This is a genomic window from Microtetraspora glauca, from assembly GCF_040656155.1.
Classification (GTDB): Bacteria; Actinomycetota; Actinomycetes; order Streptosporangiales; family Streptosporangiaceae; genus Microtetraspora; species Microtetraspora glauca.
Genome location: NZ_JBFALK010000001.1, coordinates 541,811 through 561,367, shown reverse-complemented (window position 1 = coordinate 561,367; position 19,557 = coordinate 541,811). Strand labels below are relative to the sequence as shown.

At 71.7% G+C, this 19,557-nt stretch carries 17 protein-coding genes; 10 read left to right on the top strand and 7 right to left on the bottom strand.

Features of this window, described 5'->3' with window-relative positions; translation table 11 throughout:
* Positions 1 to 14: 14 nt before the first annotated feature.
* The 6 genes from AB0I59_RS02580 (at position 15) to AB0I59_RS02555 (ending at position 7,834) form a co-directional block, all read left to right on the top strand.
* Positions 15 to 1,355, top strand: coding sequence for a M20/M25/M40 family metallo-hydrolase (locus AB0I59_RS02580; protein WP_358129295.1), 1,341 nt, complete (start codon positions 15 to 17; stop codon positions 1,353 to 1,355).
* Between the two features lie 165 nt (positions 1,356 to 1,520).
* Positions 1,521 to 2,174: an ATP-binding cassette domain-containing protein gene (locus AB0I59_RS02575; RefSeq protein ID WP_358129292.1), complete on the top strand. Its 654-nt coding sequence runs from the start codon at positions 1,521 to 1,523 to the stop codon at positions 2,172 to 2,174.
* A gap of 10 nt (positions 2,175 to 2,184) precedes the next feature.
* Positions 2,185 to 4,521, top strand: coding sequence for a YhgE/Pip family protein (locus AB0I59_RS02570; RefSeq protein ID WP_358129289.1), 2,337 nt, complete (start codon positions 2,185 to 2,187; stop codon positions 4,519 to 4,521).
* A gap of 16 nt (positions 4,522 to 4,537) precedes the next feature.
* Positions 4,538 to 5,131 carry a TetR/AcrR family transcriptional regulator gene (locus AB0I59_RS02565; RefSeq protein ID WP_061253509.1) on the top strand — a complete coding sequence of 198 codons (594 nt, stop codon included), beginning with the start codon at positions 4,538 to 4,540 and terminating at the stop codon, positions 5,129 to 5,131.
* Positions 5,132 to 5,237: 106 nt separating this feature from the next.
* Positions 5,238 to 7,070, top strand: coding sequence for an extracellular solute-binding protein (locus AB0I59_RS02560; RefSeq protein WP_061253508.1), 1,833 nt, complete (start codon positions 5,238 to 5,240; stop codon positions 7,068 to 7,070).
* A 14-nt stretch (positions 7,071 to 7,084) separates the two neighbouring features.
* The gene (locus tag AB0I59_RS02555) at positions 7,085 to 7,834 is read left to right on the top strand and encodes a hypothetical protein (protein WP_061253507.1); all 750 of its coding nucleotides are present in this window, start codon (positions 7,085 to 7,087) and stop codon (positions 7,832 to 7,834) included.
* Here AB0I59_RS02555 and AB0I59_RS02550 read toward each other — a convergent pair.
* A complete protein-coding gene (locus AB0I59_RS02550; protein WP_358129284.1) occupies positions 7,831 to 8,775 on the bottom strand; it encodes a threonine ammonia-lyase in 945 nt (314 codons plus the stop codon). The genes AB0I59_RS02555 and AB0I59_RS02550 overlap by 4 nt on opposite strands.
* Positions 8,776 to 8,877: 102 nt before the next feature.
* Here AB0I59_RS02550 and AB0I59_RS02545 point away from each other — a divergent pair, with 102 nt between their 5' ends.
* From AB0I59_RS02545 to AB0I59_RS02535, 3 genes are all read left to right on the top strand, one after another.
* The gene (locus AB0I59_RS02545; RefSeq protein ID WP_358129282.1) at positions 8,878 to 9,840 is read left to right on the top strand and encodes a LysR family transcriptional regulator; all 963 of its coding nucleotides are present in this window, start codon (positions 8,878 to 8,880) and stop codon (positions 9,838 to 9,840) included.
* Positions 9,841 to 9,875: 35 nt separating this feature from the next.
* Entirely contained in the window at positions 9,876 to 10,046 is a 171-nt protein-coding gene (locus AB0I59_RS02540) for a hypothetical protein (protein ID WP_358129279.1), read from the top strand.
* Between the two features lie 78 nt (positions 10,047 to 10,124).
* Positions 10,125 to 10,766 (top strand): LysE family translocator, encoded by a 642-nt coding sequence (locus AB0I59_RS02535; RefSeq protein ID WP_358129276.1) that lies wholly within the window; start codon positions 10,125 to 10,127, stop codon positions 10,764 to 10,766.
* Between the two features lie 11 nt (positions 10,767 to 10,777).
* Here AB0I59_RS02535 and AB0I59_RS02530 read toward each other — a convergent pair whose 3' ends face one another.
* The 5 genes from AB0I59_RS02530 to AB0I59_RS02510 are packed head-to-tail and all read right to left on the bottom strand — an operon-like array spanning position 10,778 to position 17,087.
* Complete coding sequence (locus AB0I59_RS02530; protein ID WP_358129273.1) at positions 10,778 to 12,367, bottom strand: acyl-CoA synthetase; 1,590 nt, start codon at positions 12,365 to 12,367, stop codon at positions 10,778 to 10,780.
* 21 nt (positions 12,368 to 12,388) lie between these two features.
* Positions 12,389 to 13,537 carry a thiolase family protein gene (locus AB0I59_RS02525; protein WP_061253504.1) on the bottom strand — a complete coding sequence of 383 codons (1,149 nt, stop codon included), beginning with the start codon at positions 13,535 to 13,537 and terminating at the stop codon, positions 12,389 to 12,391.
* Positions 13,530 to 14,582, bottom strand: coding sequence for a thiolase family protein (locus tag AB0I59_RS02520; protein WP_358129269.1), 1,053 nt, complete (start codon positions 14,580 to 14,582; stop codon positions 13,530 to 13,532). The genes AB0I59_RS02525 and AB0I59_RS02520 overlap by 8 nt, the downstream gene beginning before the upstream one ends.
* Complete coding sequence (locus tag AB0I59_RS02515; RefSeq protein WP_358129264.1) at positions 14,582 to 15,547, bottom strand: Zn-ribbon domain-containing OB-fold protein; 966 nt, start codon at positions 15,545 to 15,547, stop codon at positions 14,582 to 14,584. The genes AB0I59_RS02520 and AB0I59_RS02515 overlap by 1 nt, the downstream gene beginning before the upstream one ends.
* Positions 15,537 to 17,087, bottom strand: a complete 1,551-nt coding sequence (locus AB0I59_RS02510; protein ID WP_061253720.1) for an acyl-CoA synthetase — start codon at positions 17,085 to 17,087, stop codon at positions 15,537 to 15,539. The genes AB0I59_RS02515 and AB0I59_RS02510 overlap by 11 nt, the downstream gene beginning before the upstream one ends.
* Before the next feature lie 240 nt (positions 17,088 to 17,327).
* Here AB0I59_RS02510 and AB0I59_RS02505 point away from each other — a divergent pair, with 240 nt between their 5' ends.
* Positions 17,328 to 18,143 carry a crotonase/enoyl-CoA hydratase family protein gene (locus tag AB0I59_RS02505; protein ID WP_061253719.1) on the top strand — a complete coding sequence of 272 codons (816 nt, stop codon included), beginning with the start codon at positions 17,328 to 17,330 and terminating at the stop codon, positions 18,141 to 18,143.
* A gap of 204 nt (positions 18,144 to 18,347) precedes the next feature.
* Here the strand turns inward: AB0I59_RS02505 and AB0I59_RS02500 are convergent, their stop codons facing one another.
* The gene (locus AB0I59_RS02500) at positions 18,348 to 19,469 is read right to left on the bottom strand and encodes an NAD(P)H-dependent flavin oxidoreductase (protein ID WP_228637516.1); all 1,122 of its coding nucleotides are present in this window, start codon (positions 19,467 to 19,469) and stop codon (positions 18,348 to 18,350) included.
* Positions 19,470 to 19,557: the final 88 nt, after the last annotated feature.

The window sequence follows — 19,557 nt, the reverse complement described above, 5'->3', positions numbered from 1 at the left end:
GAGAGGGGAAACGCATGACACCCGAAGAGATCGAGAGCGCCGTCGAGGCCGGCATGCCACAGGCGGTGGAGGATCTCAGGCGCCTCGTCGCCATCCCGTCGGTGGCATTCCCCGGCCACCCCGACGAGCCGGTGCTCGCCGCCGCCGCGATGACCGAGGAGTTGCTGCGCGGCGCCGGTCTGCCGAACGTGCGCCAGATCCCGGTCGAGGGCAGCTTCCCGGCCGTGTTCGCGGAGGCGCCCGCCCCCGAGGGGGCTCCCACCGTGCTGCTGTACGCCCACTATGACGTGCAGCCGCCCGGCGACTCCGCCCAGTGGCGTACATCTCCGTTCGAGCCGACGATGATCGACGGCGCGATGTACGGCAGGGGCGCGGCCGACGACAAGAGCGGCGTCATCGCGCACGTGGCGGCGCTGCGCGCCTTCGACGGCGAGTTCCCCGTCGGCGTCAAGGTCATCGTCGAGGGCCAGGAGGAGTACGCCGGGGAACGCCTGGAGGACTTCGTCGAGGCCAACCCCGACCTCGTGCGCGCGGACGCGATCGTGGTCGCCGACTGCGGCAACCCGCGCCTGGGCGAGCCGGCCCTGACGACCACGCTGCGCGGGATGGCCGCCTTCACCGTCGAGGTGCGGACGCTCCGCGAGTCCCTGCACAGCGGCGCGTTCGGCGGCGCCGCCCCGGACGCGCTCGGCGCCCTCATGCGGATGTTGTCCGCCCTGCACGACGATCGCGGCGACGTACGGGTGCCGGGCCTTCCGCAGGGCACCTTCGAGGGCGGCTCCGAGGAGACGGATGACGACTTCCGGGCCACCGCGGGTGTTCTCGACGGCGTCTCGCTCGTCGGCTCCGGGTCAGTGGCCGACCGCCTCTGGTCGTCGTACGCGATCACCGTGACCGGGCTCGACGTGCCGACCGTGTCGGGCGCCATCAACGCCGTGCAGGCGGTGGCCCGCGCCCGCGTCACGATCAGGATCCCTCCGGCGGGCGACGCGAAGACCGCGCTCGACGACGTGACGGGCTTCCTGCAGAAGGTCGCGCCGTGGGGCGCCCAGGTGACGTTCGGCGACTTCGTCACCGGGTCGGGCTTCATGGCCGGTTCGGGCGGCCGGGCGCGGGCCGCGATCGACCGCGCCATGGAGCGGGCCTTCGGCCGGGCGCCGCGCGACGTCGGTCAGGGCGGCTCGATCCCGCTGGTCGCGAAGCTCTCCGGGTTGTTCCCCGAGGCCGAGATCCTGCTCTACGGCGCCGAGGACGGCGACTCGTCGATCCACGCCCCCAACGAGCGGGTGAACCTCGACGAGTTGCGCAAGGTCATCACCGCCGAGGCTCTGTTCCTCGCGAACTACGGCGCCTGATCCGCGTGCCGGACGTGCGGCCTCTTCCGAGAGGTCGCGCGTCCGGCGTTCGCGTTTCCGGGCGTGACCCCTCCTGACCTCAGGAGTCACCGAAATCACATTTCGCCTCACCCTTGCATGGGTCTAGATTTGTACTGACTGGTCAGTTCAAGGAGGAGGCGTGGCGTGGCGTTCACAGGGGTCCGGGTCGTGGCGAAGGACCTCTCGCTGAAGGGCGAGCACGGCCCCGTCTACTCGGGCGTCTCCCTCACCGCCGGGCCGGGCGGCCTCACCGCCGTCGCCGGGGCGGCGGGCAGCGGGCGGACCAGCCTCCTGCTGACCGTCGCCGGCCGGATGCGACCCACGTCCGGCACGCTCGCCGTCGGCGGCCAGAGCGGTATCCGCCGCATCCAGCGGGCCGCCGCGCTCGGCCTCACCTCCGGCGTGAACGAGCTCGACGGCGCGCTGTCCGTACGGGATCACCTGCACGAACGGCTGGGCCCGTGGGGGCTGCCGTGGCGCAGGCGGTACGCGCGCACCGCCGGTGCCGCGCTCGCGCGGGCGGGGCTCGACGTCACCGCCCTGCCCGAAGGCGAGCGCACCCTCGCCCGGCGCCTCACCCGCGACCAGGCGGTCCGCCTCGGGATCGCGCTCGCGCTCCTCGACCGGCCGGGACTGCTCCTGGTCGACGACGTCGATCTCGGCCTGCCCGAGGCGCGCGGGCACGAACTCTGGCGCACCCTGCGCGACCTGTCCGACGACGGCCTCACCGTCGTCGCCTCCTGCACCGGCCCGGACCTCGCCGGGCGCTACGCCGACGCCGTCACAGAACTCCCGTGAAGGACCTCCCGTGAAGCCGCTTCCCCTGCACCTCGGCCGCCTGGAGCTCCGGCGGTTCACCCGGTCCCGGCTGACCCGGGCCGCCCTGGTGGGCGTCGTCATGCTGCCCCTGCTGTACGCCGGTCTCTACCTGTGGTCGTTCTGGGACCCGCAGGGCAACCTGAAGAACATCCCCGTCGCCCTGGTGGTCGAGGACCGGCCGGCGACGGTGGACGGCACGACCGTCAGCGCGGGCCGGGACCTGGCCGAGGAACTCCAGGACCGCGAGGTCTTCTCCTGGCACAGGACCGACGCCGCCGAGGCCGACCAGGGCATGCGGGACGGCACCTACTACCTGTCGCTGACGATCCCGCGCGACTTCAGCGCCAACCTCACCTCGCCCTCCGGCGACGGCGAGCCCCGTCCCGCCTGGCTCGGCGTACGGGTGGACACCGGCCGCAGCTACATCATGCGGACGATCTCCGACGCGGTGTTCGACGAGGTCAAGGCGGCGGTCGACCGCAGCGCGGTGAAGGGCTACCTCGACCAGGTCTTCCTGTCCTTCGCCGATCTGCACGACGCCACCGCCGAGGCGGCCGACGGCGCGGGCCGGCTCCACGACGGATCCGCGACCGCGCGGGAAGGCGCGGCCACGCTCAACAAGGGCCTCGGCAGCGCGCAGAGCGCCGTGCGCAAGCTCTCCACCGGCGCGACCACGCTCCAGGACGGGTCGGGGACGCTCGCCCGTGGGCTCGGCGACGCGTACAAGGGCTCGGCCCGGCTGACGAGCGGCCTGGCCACGGCGGGAAAGGGCGCCGCCGATCTGCGCGCGGGCCTGTCCAGCCTCGACAAGGGCGCCGCGAAGCTCGCCGAGGGCAACCGGCAGGCGTACGAGAGCGTGCACGCGCTGTCCCCCACGATCAACCGCGCGGCGGACACGTACGTGCCGATCCTGACCGAGAACGGCCCGGCCATCCGGTCGGCGGCGCTGGCCGTGGCCGAGGGCGCCGACACGATCGCGAAAGCCCTCGGCGACCTGCCCGACTCGGTACGGAGCCAGGCCGGGGAGGCACAGCGCCACCTGCGTGCGGTCGAGCGGTGGCTGGACGGCCACCCCGACGCCGACCCCGAGCTGCGCTCCCTCGTCAGCCGGGCCTCCGGCTCCGCGGGCGAGCTGGCCGGTACGGCCGGCCGCCTGCAGGACCGGGTCGCGGCCCAGTCCGGCGCGGTGGACGACCTCGCCCGCAAGGCGCGCGCCCTCGCCGACGACGCCCGCGCGCTCGCCGAGGCCGCCCCCGCGCTGGGGAGCAGGCTGGACAAGGCGCGTGACGACTTCAACACGCTGGACGGCGGGCTGAAGCGGCTCACCAAGGGCGCCTCCGACCTGCACGACGGCACCGGAAAGGCGCTGAAGGGCGCCACCTCGCTCGCGAGCGGGGTCGGCGAGCTCGGGAACGGCGCGAAGACCCTGTCCGCCGGTCTGCGTACGCTCGACAGCGGCGCCGACCGGCTCACCGCGGGTCTCGGCACGCTCGCGTCCGGCGCGGGGAGGCTCGGCGACGGCATCGGCGAGCTGCGCGGCGGCGCGGGAAAGCTCGATTCGGGGCTGGGTGAGCTCGCCGACGGCTCGGGCGAACTGGCCGCCAAGCTGGGCGACGGTGCGGCGCGGATCCCCTCCTACGACGCCGCGGGGCGCGACAGCCGTACGGACATGATGAGCGAGCCGGTCCGGCTCGACACCGAGGTGGACAACGAGGTGCCCAACTACGGCACCGGTTTCGCGCCGTTCTTCGTGCCGCTCGCGCTGTGGGTGGGCGCGATGGTGACGTACATGGTGCTGCGGCCGCTCAACCCGCGCCTGCTCGCGGGCTCCGCCCCGGCCTGGCGTACGGCGCTGGCGGGGTGGCTGCCCGGCGTGGCGATGGGCACGTTGCAGGTCGCGGTGCTGCTCGGCGTGCTGCGGTTCGGCCTGGGCCTGGAGGCACGGAACTGGGCCGGTGTCGCCGCGTTCCTGCTGCTCACGGTGGCGGCGTTCCTCGCGATCGTGCAGGCGGTCAACGCGCTCGCCGGGCCGCCGGCCCGCGTGCTGGTGCTCGCGCTGCTGATGTTGCAGCTGACCTCGGCCGCCGGCACCTATCCGATCGAGACGTCGCCCGGGTTCTTCCAGACCATCTCTCCGTGGTTGCCGATGAGCTGGGTGGTCGCGGGGATGCGGCGGCTGATCAGCGGCGGCGATCCCGCCGTCGTGTGGCAGGCTTGCGGCGTGCTGTCCATCTTCGTCGTCGCCGGCCTCGCGCTGACCATGGTCGCCGTGCGCAGGGGCCGTACCTGGACCATGCGCAGGCTCAAGCCGGAGCTGGCGCTGTGACCCGGCAGGAAACGCCGTGACCCGCGAGGACACCAGGAACCGGCTCTTCCGCGCCGCGGTCGAGCTGATCGCCGAGCAGGGGTTCGCCGGGACGACGGTCGACGCGATCGCCGAGCGTGCGGGCGTCGCCAAGGGCACGGTGTTCTACAACTTCGGCAGCAAGGACGCGCTGTTCTCCGCCCTGCTCGACCACGGCATCCAGCGGCTCACCATGTCGCTGGCCGAGGCGGCCGGGGTTCCCTCCGATGCCACCCCGCTGGCCCGGCTCGACGCGGTCGTGCTGGCCCAGCTGCGCTTCTTCGACGAGTACGGCCCGTTCGCCCGGGTGCTGTTCGGGGAGATGTGGCGCACGGCCTGGCAGGACGCCGTCACCCGGCTCCGGGAGGGCGCGCTCGGTGTGTACGAGCGGATCCTCGCGGACGCGGTTGAGGCCGGGGAGCTGCGCGAGGACTTCGATACCGGGACCGCCGCCACCGCGCTGTTCGGCATGGCGTTGACGGTCTCGATCGAGCGGCGGGTGCTGCGGCCCGACCGTCCGCTGGAGGAGGTCCACGCCACGCTCGTCGAGCTGATCCACGGCCGAGTGACCAAATCGGTCGAAGCGGGTTAGCCCTCCGAGACGATCTGCAACTAACGTGGTTCGCCGTTCGTCAGGATAAATACGATCTCAACAGCGCGATTCGAGGTCGTGCCCCGCCTTCCCCCACGGAGGACGCGTGTACCAGCCCCAGCAACAGAGGCGCCGTCGCAGCTTCGCTCCGTTCATCGTCGCGATCATCCTCGCCGGCGCGCTGATCGTCGGGTTGAAGCTGTTCTTCGGCGGGGGCACCGGCCCGGGTGGCGGAGGCGGCACGTCCGGCGGGGACGGCACGGCCCAGAAGCTGGCCTGCGACGACGACGGCACGACGCTGACGATCGCGGCGTCCAGCGAGAAGGCCGAGCTGCTCAGGAAGATGGCGAACGGCTACAACGGCCGCGAGGTCGACGGCCGCTGCGTCGACGTGGTGGTCACCTCCAAGCCGTCGGGCGGCGCGATGCAGGCCCTGGCACGCGGTTGGAACACCAAGCTGGACGGCCCGAAGCCGGACGTCTGGTCCCCGGCGGGCACCGGATGGATCACACTCCTGCGGCAGCGCACCGAGGGGACGGACAAGGGCCAGGTCGTCGGCACCGACACCCCGTCGATCGCCACGACCCCCCTCGTCATCGCCATGCCGAAGCCGATGGCGCAGGCGCTCGGCTGGCCGTCCAAGAAACTCGGCTGGTCGGACGTCCTCGAACTCGCCAACGACCCCAAGGGCTGGGCGAAGTACGGCCACCCCGAGTGGGGGCAGTTCCGGCTCGGCAAGACCAACCCCAACTTCTCGACGGCGGGGCTGAACGCCACGGTCGGCGCGTACTTCGCGGCCACCGGCCTCTCCGGTGACCTGTCGGAGCAGAACATCACCGACCCCAAGACGCGGGCGTTCGTCCAGGGCGTCGAACGGTCGATCGTGCACTACGGCGACACCACGCTGACCTTCCTCGCCAACCTGCAGCACGCCGACGACCAGGGCGCGGCGATGTCGTACATCTCGGCCGTGACCGTCGAGGAGAAGTCGGTCTGGGACTACAACCAGGGCAACCCGAGCGGCGACCCGAAGACGCTCGGCAAGCACGCCAAGCCCAAGGTGCCGCTGGTCGCGATCTATCCGAAGGAGGGCACGCTCTTCTCGGACAACCCGTACGCCGTGCTGTCCTGGGCGGACGACGCCAAGCGCGCCGCCGCGCTCGATTTCCTGAAATATCTCCACAACGAGGAGCAGCAGAAGGAGTTCGCCTCGTACGCGTTCCGCTCCGCCGAGGGCAAGGCGGGCGAGCTGATCACCACGGCGAACGGGCTGAACCCGAAGGAGCCGGGCACCACGCTCAGCGTCCCCATCCCGAACGTGCTCGACAGAACCCTCAAGAGCTGGGCCGAGTTGCGCAAGCCGGCCAACGTGCTCGTCGTCATGGACACCTCGGGCTCGATGGGCGCGGACGTCGCCGGCACCGGCAAGTCCAAGCTCGACCTCGCCCGTGAGGCCGCGATCAACGCGCTGCCCCAGTTCGGCCCGAACGACCGGGTCGGCCTGTGGATGTTCTCCCTCAAGCAGGACGGCAACAAGGACCACCTCGAACTCGTCCCCATGGGCAAGAACAACCGGAAGGCCCTGGTGAGCAAGTTGAACGGCCTCATCCCGAACGGCGGGACCGGGCTGTACGACACCACGCTCGCGTCGTACCGACACGTGTTGGCGCACAAGAGCCGTGACGCGATCAACGCCGTGGTGTTCCTGACGGACGGCAAGAACGAGGACAACAACTCGATCTCCCTGGACACGCTGCTCTCCGACCTGCGCAAGGAGTCGGGGCAGGAGACGGTCCGGGTGTTCACGATCGCCTACGGCGCGGACGCCGACCTCGACACGCTCAAGACGATCTCCCAGACCACCGACGCGGCGGCCTACGACTCCCGCAAGGCCGGGAGCATCGACGAGGTCTTCACCGCCGTGATCTCCAACTTCTGAGCCAGGAGCCCTCCGTGTCCCGATTCACCGACGAGCTCCGCGACCCCTGGGGGCTCCTTCTCGGCGCCACCGCGGGCGGCGTGGCCTGGGCCGTGAATGTGAATCCCGTCGCCGCCGGGGCGGTCGGCGTCGCGGTCTGGCTGGCCAAGTCGTTCGCCTCCGCCTGGGTGGCCACCCCCGGCGGAACGCGCCGTAGCGAACCGGAGCCGCCGCCGGTCACCAAGGGCAGCGTGGAGGCCGGGTGGCTGCAGCGGGCCGAGCGGGCGGCCCGCTCCTTCGCGGACCTGACCGCCTCGATGCGCGGCCAGATCCTGCTCGACCGGATCGCCGCGATGACCCCGCAGGTGAACGACACCGTCGCGACGCTCCGGCGGCTGGCCGGTCAGGCGTCGATCACCGGCTCGGCGCTGACCCGGTTCGACCCGGGCTTCCTGCACAAGGAGCGGGCACGGCTCACCGCGTCCCGCCGGTCGGCCGGGCCGGACGTCGCGGGTGAGCTCGACCGGTCGATCGCCGCGCTGAACGCCCAGCAGGAGGTGTTCGACCGGCTGACGGCGGCCCGGGGCCGGGTGATCGCCCGCCTGGAGTCCGGGACGATCAGCCTGGAGGGCCTGGTCGCCCGGGTGGTCGAGGTGTCGGCGATGACCGCGACCTCGGCGGCGGACGGCGGCACGGCGGCGCTCGACGAGCTGACCTCCGAGCTGGAGTTCACCCGGCAGAGCCTCCGCGAGGTCGAGGAGGCCACCCGCGACGACCTCGGTTAGCTCGGCAGCAGGGAGGCGAGCTCGGCGGGGCCCGCGTTGGCCCCGGTGCAGACGACGGCGACCTTCCGCCCGGCGAACTCGTCGCGGCGGGCGAGCAGCCCGGCCAGCGCGGCGGCGCCCGCCCCTTCGGACAGGGTGTGGGCGTGCGTGAGCAGCAGGCGCTGCGCCGCGTGGATCTCGTCGTCGCCGACCAGCGTGAAGTCCGAGAGGTCCGCGCGCATGATGTCCTGGGTCAGGGCGAAGGCCGACCCCGTGGCCAGCCCGTCGACCCTCGTCTTCACCGGCCGCTGGACCGGCTCGCCGAGACGCCACGAGTCGTGCGCCGCGGGCGCCTGCGCCGACTGGACCGCGATCACCCGGCAGCCGGGTGCGACGGCCCGCGCGACCACACAGGCCGCCGCCGCGCCGGTGCCCGATCCGACCGGGACGAAGATCGCGTCGAGGTCGGGCCGTCCGGCGAGGATCTCCAGGTAGAGCGTGCCGACCCCGGCGATGATGTCCGGCTCGTCCGCCGGGCTGATCAGCCGCGCTCCCTGCCGCGCGGCGTTCTCCCGCGCGTGCCCCGCCGCCTCCACCATGGTCGCTCCGGCGATCTCGACGGTCGCGCCGAGGGCCTCCACCGCCGCGACCTTGGCCGGGTTGGGGTTCTCCGGCATCACGATGGAACAGGGGACGCCGAACAGCCGCGCGGCGTACGCCACGGACTGGGCGTGGTTGCCGGTGGAGTACGTGAGCACACCCGTCGATCGATCTTCCATCCGGGCCAGCAGCGTGATGCCGCCGCGGACCTTGAACGCGCCGGTCGGCTGGACGTTCTCGTGCTTGACGTGCACCTCGACACCGGCGACCGCGTTCAACACGGGGTAGGACCACATCGGCGTCTCGGGCAGGTGCGGGGCCAGGAGCGTCCGGGCGCGCAGGACGTCGCGAAGATCTGTCATGCGCTCCAGGGTCGCGGGACCGGCATTCATCAGTCCAACAGAGATTTTCACGGTTTTATATAGATACGCTTGATATTTCCATTGGGTCCGCGAGGGGGCGAGATGCTCGATCCTGTCCGGCTCCGGGTGCTGGTCGCGGTCGCGGCGCGGGGCTCCGTCACCGCGGCGGCGCGGGAGCTGCACTATTCGCAGCCCTCGGTGAGCCACCACCTCGCCCGGCTGGAGGCCGAGACCGGGGCGAAACTGGTCCAGCGGGTGGGGCGCGGCATCCGGCTGACCGAGGCCGGACGCCTGCTGGCCGAACGCGCGGCGGAGATCCTCGGCCGGATGGAGTCGGCTGCTGCGGAGCTCACCGCCCATGTCGGGCTGCGCGCCGGCCGGGTGCGGCTGGCCGCCTTCCCCTCCGCTCTCGGCACCTTCGTCCCGGCGGCGGCCGTACGTCTCGCTGACGACCATCCGGGGCTGGACCTGCGGCTGGCCGAGGCGGAGCCGCCGGAGGCGCTGCGCATGCTCCGCGCGGGCGACGTGGACGTCGCCGTGATCTTCCGTTACGAGGAGACCGGCCCCGAGGACGACGGCATCCGGCTCACGCATCTCTTCGACGACCCGACCTGCCTCGTCACCCCGGTGGGCATCGGCGGCGCGGACGACGCGGACCACGCGGACGACGCAGGCAGCGTCGGCGCGCACGCGGCGTCGCGGTGGATCGCCGGGTGCGACCGCTGCCGGTCCCACCTGCTCGACCTCTGCTCGCGCGCGGGGTTCGAACCGCGCGTCTCGTTCACGACCGACGACTATGTCGCGGTGCAGGCGATGGTGGCCGCGGGGCTCGGCGTCGCCGTCCTCCCCACGCTGGCGCTGTCCGCGCATCGCTCCCCCGGGATCCGGGCCGTCGAACTGCCCGGGTCGGTCCGGCGGGTGTTCGCCGCGACGTACGGCGAGCCGCCCGACCCACCCGCCACCGCCGCCCTCCTGACCGCTTTGACGCGAGGCGAGCCCCGGGGCGGCCACGCGGAGACCCTCTTCGCGGCCATACGCCCGCGAGATCAGACGTTCTCGCCCTGATCCACGTCGAGGAGTACACGACGGATGTCGCCCGTGTGCATGCGCCTCTGATGGCGCAGGTCCGGCGACAGGGCAAGTCACGCGGAGCGTATGACCTGCAGATCGCCGCCACCGCCGCGGCCACGGCCAGAGCCGTGATCACGATGGATTCGTCCGCGGCGTTCGACGATCTGCCGGGGGTCCGGGCGAGAGTCGTCCTCGCCTGAGGCGGCCGGGGTCGGGGCGGAGGACAGGGCCGATAACCCGATATCGCCGGGATGGGGCCGTCGTCTAAGCTCCGCTGCATGCCCGAGATCACTACACTCGCCCTCTTCGCGGCGGCCACGATGGCGATTCTCATCGTGCCCGGCCCCGCCGTGGTCTACATCGTCACCCGCAGCGTCGCCCAGGGGCGGTCGGCCGGGCTGGTCTCGGTGCTCGGCGTGCACGCGGGCTCGGTGGTCCACGTCGCCGCCGCCGCGCTCGGCATCAGCGCGCTGCTCGCGGCCTCGGCGACCGCGTTCACGATCGTGAAGTACGTCGGCGCGGCCTACCTGGTGTGGCTCGGCGTGCGAAAGCTGATGAGCCGGGCGCCGGAGGGCGAGGCCCCGGAGCTGCTGCAGGCGTCCCGCACCCGGCTCTTCACCGAGGGGTTCGTGGTCAACGTGCTCAACCCCAAGACGGCGATCTTCTTCCTGGCCTTCCTGCCGCAGTTCACCGACCCTTCGCGCGGCCCGATCGCGCCGCAGATCGTGTTGTTCGGCGTGGTCTGGATCGTGCTCGGGATGGCCAGCGACGGCACGTACGCGCTGCTCTCGTCGGCGCTCGCCGGGCGGCTGCGGCGTTCCGCCCGGGCCCGGCGCCGGCTGGACGTCGGCAGCGGCGTCGTCTACCTGGGACTCGGCGCCGTCGCCGCCCTGGCCGGTGAGAGCGCCAAGAAGCTCTGACCCCGCCGGGCTCAGATGACGCCGGCCCGCGCCGCCGTCTCCTTGGCCCACCGGTAGTCGGCCTTGCCCGCCGGGGAGCGGACCATCTCGTCCACGAAGGCGTACGTCCGGGGCACCTTGTACCCGGACAACCGCTCCCTGCAGTGGGCGTCGAGCTCCTCGTCCGTGGGCGAGGTCCCCTCGTACAGCTGGACGACGGCGGCCACCCGGAACCCCCACCGATCGTCGGGGATCCCGGTGACCACGGCGTCGAACACGGCGGGGTGGCCCTTGAGCACCGCCTCGACCTCCTCGGGGAAGACCTTCTCCCCTCCGGTGTTGATGCACTGCGAGCCCCGGCCGAAGACGCGGATGGTCCCGTCCTCCTCCACCAGGGCGAGGTCGCCGGTCAGCAGCCAGCGGGTGCCGTCCTCGTCGGTGACGAACGTCTGGGCGGACTTCTCCGGATCCTTGTAGTACGCGGTGGCGATCCGCCCGCTCTTGGCCACCGTGCCCATCTCGCCGGAGCCCGGCTTGACCGGCCTGAGCGTGTGGTCGAGCACGGCCATCGTCGAGTTCGTGTTGGGCTGGTATTTCATGCCGGACTCGGGTGAGGAGCCGGACACCCCCGACGCGGTGTACCCCGACTCGGTCGAGCCGAAGTTGTCCAGGATCATCGTGTTCGGGAGCATCTCCTGTAGCCGGTCGCGGACCGCTCCGGTCAGGATCGCGCCGGTGGAGCTGACCACACCGAGCGAGGACAGATCGTAGGAGCCCGCCGCGATCTCCTCGGCGAGCGGCCGGGCCATCGCGTCACCGGTGATGTTGATCGTGAAGACCCCGTTCCGCTCGATCGCCCGCAGGACGTCGGCCGCGTCGAACTTCGGGGTGTAGACGATCGTCCCGCCGAACCACCAGGCGATGAACGTCGCCATCTGGGCCGCGCCGTGCATCAGCGGCGCCGCCGCCATCATGACCAGCGGGCCGGAGTTCCTGGCCTGCTCGATCACCGCCTCGGGATTCTCCACCGGGTCGCCGTACGGGTTGCCGGCGCCGAACGCCATGAAGAGGTCCTCGACCCGCCACATGACGCCCTTGGGCATGCCGGTCGTGCCGCCGGTGTAGATGATGTAGAGATCGTCGCCGGAGCGCGCGGAGAAGCCCCGGGTGGCCGGGCTCCCGGCAAGGGCCGTGCCGTACGGCACCGCGCCGGGCACGCGGGAGGCGCCGCCGACCGCGACGAGGTGGCGCAGGTCGGGAGCCTTCGGCGCGACGGCCGCGACCCGGTCGTCGAACTCGACGTCGAAGAGGAGCGCGACGATGTCGGAGTCGCGGTAGAGATAGAGCAGTTCCGACTCGACGTACCGGTAGTTGACGTTCACCGGCACCGCGCGGATCTTCAGTGCCGCCAGCAGCCCGGCGACGTACTCCACCCCGTTGTAGAGATGTAGCCCGACGTGGTGGCCGGGCCCGACGCCATGGGCGGCGAGGTGGTGGGCCAGCCGGTTGGCCCGTTCGTCCAGCTCCGCGTAGGTCACCCGCTCGTCGCCGCAGACGACGGCCACGCGGTCCCCTATCGCGTCGGCGAGCCCCTCGAACAGATCGGCGTGGTTGAACTCCATCCTGGGACCTCTCCCTGCTGTTTAGGGCTTCTCGCTTCCGACGATCCACATGGCGAAGAACTGGGCGCCTCCGCCGTACGCGTGGCCGAGGGCGGTGGCGGCGCCGTCGACCTGGTGCTCCCCCGCCATGCCGCGCACCTGCAGCGCGGCCTCCGCGAACCTGATCAGGCCGGACGCGCCGATGGGGTTGGAGCTGAGCACGCCACCGGAGGCGTTCCACGGGATGTCGCCGTCGAGTGCCGTGCATCCCGCCTCGGTGAGCTTCCAGCCCTCGTTCTCGGGCGCGAAGCCGAGGTTCTCCAGCCACATCGGCTCGTACCAGGAGAACGGGACGTAGACCTCGGCGACGTCGATGTCCCTGCGCGGGTCGGAGATCCCGGCCTGCCGGTAGACGTCGGCGGCGCAGTCCTTGCCCGCCCGGGGGCTGACGGTGTCCCGCCCGGCGCGCATGAGCGGCTCGGACCGCATGGCCGTGCCGTGGATCCACGCGGGCGTCCCGGTGACCGCCTTCTCGGACGACAAGACGATCGCGCAGGCGCCGTCGGACGAGGGGCAGGTCTCCAGATAGCGGATCGGCTCCCAGAGCATCGGCGTCGACTCCACCATCGCCCGGTCGATCCCGGGGATCCGCAGGTGGGCGTAGGGGTTCTTCAGCGCGTTCCGCCGGTCCTTGACCGCGACGAGCGCCCCGATGTGGTCGGGCGCCCCCGACCTGCGCATGTACTCGCGGATGTGCGGGGCGAAGTAGCCGCCCGCGCCGACGACGAGCGAGGCTCCGAACGGCAGGTGCGTGGAGAGCGCCCAGGTGGCGTTGGACTCCGACTGCTTCTCGAACGCGACCACCAGTACGCGGTCGTGCACGCCGCCCTGGACCAGGGACGCGCCCACCAGGGCGGTCGAGCCGCCGACGGAGCCCGCCGTGTGCACCCGCATCATCGGCTTGCCCGCCGCGCCGAGGGCGTCCGCGAGGTACGCCTCCGGCATCATGACGCCCTCGAACAGGTCCGGGGCCTTGCCGATGACGACCGCGTCGATGTCCGCGAAGGTCAGCCCGGCGTCGTCGAGCGCGCGGATCGCCGCCTCGCGGACCAGGCCCGCGATCGAGACGTCCCTGCGCTTGGTGGTGTAGCGCGTCTGGCCGACGCCGATGACGGCGCAGCGGTTACCCACGGTCCGCTCCTTCCGGGGACTCGGCAGCCGACTCCAGCACCGTGACGAGGTTGTGCTGGAGGCAGGGCCCCGAGCTGACGTGGGCCACGGCGCGGCGCGCCCGGCCGTCGAGGATCCGCCGCGCGGCCTCGCCGACGCGGATGAGCCCGGTCGCCATGACCGGGTTGGCGGCGAGCGGCCCGCCCGACGGGTTGATCACCGTGCCCTCCGGGAGTTCGAGCGCCTCGCGCAGGATGATCTCCTCATGGCTGAACTGGACGTGCAGCTCGGCCACGTCGACCGGCCCCTTGCCGACGCCCGCCGCGCGGGCGGCGTCGGCCGCCGACGGCGACCTGGCCAGGTCCCGCATGCCGAGATAGTGCGGTTCGACCCGGTGGGCGATGCCGCCGATGTACGCCGGGTTCTCGGCCAGTTCCCTGGCCAGGTCGCCCGCCGCCAGCACGACCGCCGCCGCGCCGTCCGTGATCGGCGCGATGTCGTACGGCCGGAGCGGCTCGACCTCGTACCCGTCCCCTGACGGGTCGGGCAGGTCGAGGGCGTGGGGATTGGCCCGGCCGTCGGCGCGGCTGCGCCGTACGATCTCGTCCAGCGCGCCCCGGTCACCCCCGAGCGCGGCGGCCTGCAGCGCGGCGTAGGAGACCTGGTCGAGGCCGAGCGGCGCGAGATAGTACGGGTCGAGCTGGAGCGTCATGATCTGCCGCAGGTCTCCCGTCGACGACTTGCCGAAGCCGTAGACGAGGGCCGAGTCGATGTCGCCGTGCTGCAACCGCACCCACGCCTCGTACAGCGCGAACGCGCCGTCCATCTCGACGTGGCTCTCGCTGATCGGCGGCCAGGCGCCGAGCGCGTCGAGCGCGGAGACGAACGAGAACGGCGCCCCGGCCAGGTAGTCGCACGAGCCGGAGCAGGTGAAGCCGAACGTCGTGAGCCCGGTCGTCCGCCGGACCTCCTCGATCACCGGGTGCAGCATCTCGGCCTCGGTCAGGCCGGTGTCGTGGCCGGTGTGCACGGTCTGGGCGAACGCCACGATGGCGACCTCGCGCATCAGTCCCCACCTCCCGGCCGGCCCGCGGAGAGATCGGCGTCGGGCTCGCCGGTGGGGGCGAACCACCTGATGTTCGTCATGGACATCGTCCGTTCCTCGGGCGGCACCCAGACGGCCCGCACCCGCATGCCCTGCCGCACCTCGTGCGCGGGGATGCCGCCGACCAGGGCGATCATCGGGATGTCGGCGCCGTCGAGCAGGATGTACGCGGAGACGAACGGCACCTCGGGAGCGCGCGGGTCGGGCAGGTTGTTGATCGCGAAGGTCTCGACGGTCCCGGTGTCGGCGACCTCGCGCTCCTCCTCGATGACGGATCCGCACGCCGGACAGGAGATCCGATAGGGCACGTAGACCTGGTCGCACCCGGCGCAGTACCCGCCGACGAACACCCCGTCGCGGATGCCCTCGAGGAAGCGGGTGAGCGCCCGGCCCGGCCGCACGCTGTACTCCGCGCGCACCGGCGCGGTGATCACGGTGACCTCGGGGACGAAGCACTCGATGTCGGTGATGTGGCCGGAGGTCTCGGTCCGCCACCGGGGCCGGACCCGCAGCCCGGGCCGCATCGCCCTGGAACCGCCCGCGTCGACCACGTGGACGAGTGAGGTGTCCGCGCCGTCCAGCCTGATCGTCGCCCAGGCGAACGGGCGGTCGAGCGGGTGACCCGGGCGCGGCGCGCTCACCCAGGCCCACGTCTCGACGGTTCCGGCCGGGCCGACCTCGACGTACTCGCCGGTCACGGACTCGCCGGTGGCCGGGTCGTACTCCAGGGGAGGCACCAGCACCCGCTCCGCCGCCGTACGGACTCCGACGATGCGCCGGTCGCGCAGCTCGGTGAGGAAGCGGCCGATGACCGGTCCGGTGCTCCGGGTGTAGCCGCCGGGGAACTCCAGGACGTGCCGCGCCTCAAGCGGCTCCGGTACGGCCCGCGCGTCGGTCGGCACGTCGGTCGGCGCGTCAGATGGCACGGTCCCTGCCCTTCCAGTAGGGGTCGCGGAGTTTGCGTTTGAGCAGCTTGCCGTTCGGCTCGCGCGGCATCTCGGCGATGAAGTCGATGCTCCGCGGCCACTTCATCTTCGCCAGGCGGCCCTTGAGCGAGTCGAGGATCTCGGCGGCCAGCTCGGGTCCGGGGACCTCGCCGGGCGCGGGCTCGACGACGGCCTTGATCTGCTCGCCCCACTCGTCGTCCGGGATGCCGAAGACCGCCGCGTCGGCGACCTTGGGATGGACGAGCAGCTCGTTCTCGATCTCGGCGGGGTAGATGTTGGCACCGCCTGAGATGATCAGGTCGGCCTTGCGGTCGCAGAGGAACAGGAAGCCGTCCGCGTCGAGATAGCCGATGTCGCCGACGGTGAAGTAGTCACGCAGCCGGCCCTCCTCGGTCTTGCCGGGGTCGCCCTTGTACTCGAAGCGGACGCCGGCCATCTTGATGTAGATCGTTCCGGGGGTGCCGGTCGGGACCTCGTCGAGGTTGTCGTCGACGACGAGGATCTCGCTGATCGGCCAGGCGTTGCCCACCGTGCCGGGGTGCTTCTTCCAGTCCTCGGGGGTCGCGATCGTGCCGCCGCCCTCGGTGGCCGCGTAGTACTCGTAGATCACGTCGCCCCACCACTCGAGCATCTGGAGCTTGACCGGCACCGGGCAGGGCGCGGCGGCGTGGATCATCCAGCGCAGCGAGGACAGGTCGTACTTCCGGCGCGTCTCCTCGGGCAGTGACAGCAGCCGCTTGAAGTGCGTCGGGACCATGTGGGAGTTGGTCACCCGGTGCTTCTCGCACAGCCGCAGGGTCTCCTCGGGGTCCCACCTGTCCATGTAGACGAGGGTGTGGCCCATGTGCAGGGCCGTGCCGCCGAACTGGGTGACCGCGGTGTGGTAGCTCGGCGAGGTGACCAGGTGCGCGTTGGGCCGCCCCGGCGTGATCCCGAAGAACCCGAGCAGGAACGTCATCAGCTCGCCGGAGTCGTCCGGGTCCAGGCCGTTGAGCGGCCGCCGCACTCCCTTGGGCCGGCCCGTCGTGCCGGAGGTGTAGTGCATGGTCGCGCCGGCCGTGCGGTTCTCGGGGAGGGTGTCCGGGCGGCCGTCGGTCAGGTCGGAGACGGGGCGGAACCCCTCGACCCGGCCGAACGCGAAGCACCGCTCCGGCGCGATGCCCGACTCCTCGGCTCCCCTGACGCCCTCGGCCGCGTACCGCTCGTGCACGAAGAACGCCTTGGCCTCGCTGTCGGCGACGATGTAGCCGATCTCGGGGCCGGTCAGGTGCCAGTTGACCGGGGTGTAGTACCACCCGGCCTGCAGCGCGGCGAGATAGAGCACCAGGCCATCCGCGCCGTTGGGCACCAGGCCGCAGATGCCGTCACCCGGCTGGAGGCCCAGCTCGCGGAGCCCGTGGACCAGGCGGTTCGCCCGTGCGAGCAGGTCTCCCGCCCGGTGTTCCGTGCCGTCGGGGTCCACCGCGGCGATCCAGTCCGGGTCGGCCTGCGCGATCCTCCAGAAACCAAGCGAGCCCATGTCCATGCTCCCTGTCCGGTGCGTTCCTTGCGCCCGATTCGTACCCCGAGGCCGCCCGTCGTGGCGCGGCCATCCGTCGGCCGGTGATTCACAAACGAGAATCGGTTCTAGTACGTTGCGGGCAGACTAACCCGGCCACCGACGCCGATCAAGCGCTTGATTTGTCCATCTGGCGGGAGCGGGAGTGGCCGATCTAGGATCGGTTCTCGTAACCAAGCGCTTGACTCAAGCGAGGTGTCCGTGGATCTTCTGCCGATCAGCACACCGCACTGCCGGGTCGAGAGGGACGGCGCCGTCGTGATCGTCACGATGGACCGCCCCGAGGCCAAGAACGCGCTCTCCACGGACATGCTGGTCGGCCTGGCCGACGCGTGGACGTACATCTCCGCCGAGCCGGAGGTCCGGGTCGGCATCCTGACCGGGGCGAACGGCACCTTCTGCGCCGGAGCCGACCTCAAGGCGATGGGCTCCCCCTCCGGCGACGAACAGGTCCGGCGGCGGGCCGCGGAGATCGAGAACTACCACTGGAAGGGCCTGCTCCGGGACACCGCGTCCCTGCCGACCAAGCCGATCATCAGCGCCGTCGAGGGGTACGCGGTGGCGGGCGGCACCGAACTCCTCGTCGGGACCGACCTGCGCGTCGTCGGCGAGAGCGCCACCCTCGGCCTCTTCGAGGCCAGGCGCGCGCTGTTCCCCATGGGCGGCAGCGCCATACGGCTCCCGCGCCAGATCCCGTACGCCTTCGCGATGGACGTCCTGCTCACCGGCCGGGCGATCACGGCGGCCGAGGCGCTGGCGATGGGCCTGGTCAACCGGGTCGTCCCGGACGGTCAGGCCCTCTCGAGCGCGCGCGAGCTGGCCGCCGAGGTCGCCGCCTGCGGGCCGCTCGCCGTACAGGCCATCCTGCGTACCTACCGCGAGACGCTGGGGATGGGCGAGGCCGAGGCGCTGGAGGTGTCGGACGCCATCGGCTGGCCGGTGATCGGTTCGGACGACGCCAAGGAGGGCTCGCGCGCCTTCCGGGAGAAGCGCCCGCCGGTTTACCGGGGTAAATGACAAATTTACTCGTCCCCGTGGCCCCGGCGGGTCTCGGTTCCACCGGCTCCGCTCCCCTGTGAGGTCGGCACACCGCCGCAGCGATACTGGGCCGCAGCGGGCCGAAATCATGCTGGAAGTCACGTTCTACCGCAGATCACCACGATGGGATGAGCACACGGCGATAACGTTTGATCGGAAGCCGGTGGCCCGTTTTCTCCGGGTTCAGTCGTGGCCGTCGTCGGTGATGCGGCCGAGGCGTTCCATGGCCTCGACGTATCCCTCGACCATGTCGAACACGACCTGCTTGGCGGGCTTGACCTGGTTCATCGTGCCGATGATCTGGCCGGCGGGGAACGTGGCGAGCTCACCCGCGTCCGATCTGCCGATCCGGCGCAGCGCCTCGGAGACCAGCATGAACTGGAGCGGCATCGGCAGGGTGCCGGGCGACTCCTCCGACTCCCACGCGTCGGTCCACTCGTTCTTGAGCAGCCGGGCGGGCTTGCCCGTCCAGCTCCGCGACCTGACCGTGTCGCGTGAGGTGGCGGTCAGGATCCGGCGGCGGGCCATCTCCGGGGTGTCGGCCTCCTCGACGGTGAGCCAGATGGACCCGGTCCACACGCCGTCGGCGCCGAGGGCCATCCCCGCCGCCATCTGGCGGCCGTCCCCGATGCCGCCCGCGGCGAGAACCGGCACGTCGACCGCGTCGACCACCTGCGGGATGAGCACCATCGTGGAGATGTCCCCGGTGTGCCCGCCCGCCTCGGTGCCCTGGGCGACGACGACGTCCACGCCCACCTCGACCTGCTTCACGGCGTGGCGCGGGGTGGAGGCGAGCGCCGCCACCTTGACCCCGTGGGAGTGCGCCAGCTCCACCACGTCGGCCGGGGGCGGGCCGAGGGCGTTGGCGAGCAGCGCGATCGGATGCCGCAGCGCCACCTCGACCTGCGGCCGCGCGGTCGCGTCGGTCCAGCCGAGCAGCACCTTGGTGGGTTCGCCGCCTTCGAGCGGCGGCACACCGTGGCCGGCCAGCAGGTCCTCGACGAACTGGCGGTGCGCGGCCGGGATCATCCCCTGGAGCCTGGCCACCAGCTCGGTGGGAGAGTCGACGCCGAGGTCCGACCCCTCGTAAGAGGCGGGCATGACCACGTCCACGCCGTACGGCCGGCCGCCGACGTGCTCATCGATCCACTTGAGCTCCAGTTCGAGCTCTTCCGGGGTGAAGTTCAGGGCGCCGAGGACGCCCATGCCACCGGCGCGGCTGACCGCGGCGACGACATCACGGCAATGACTGAAGGCGAAGATCGGGAACTCGATCCCGAACATGTCGGTGACACGTGTCCGCATGGCCTCGACTGTATGTCCGCCCCACGGAGACTGCAACGTGTTCTAGTGAGAAGCTTCGGAGAGCGGTGGGAAGCGCCATGCTACTGAC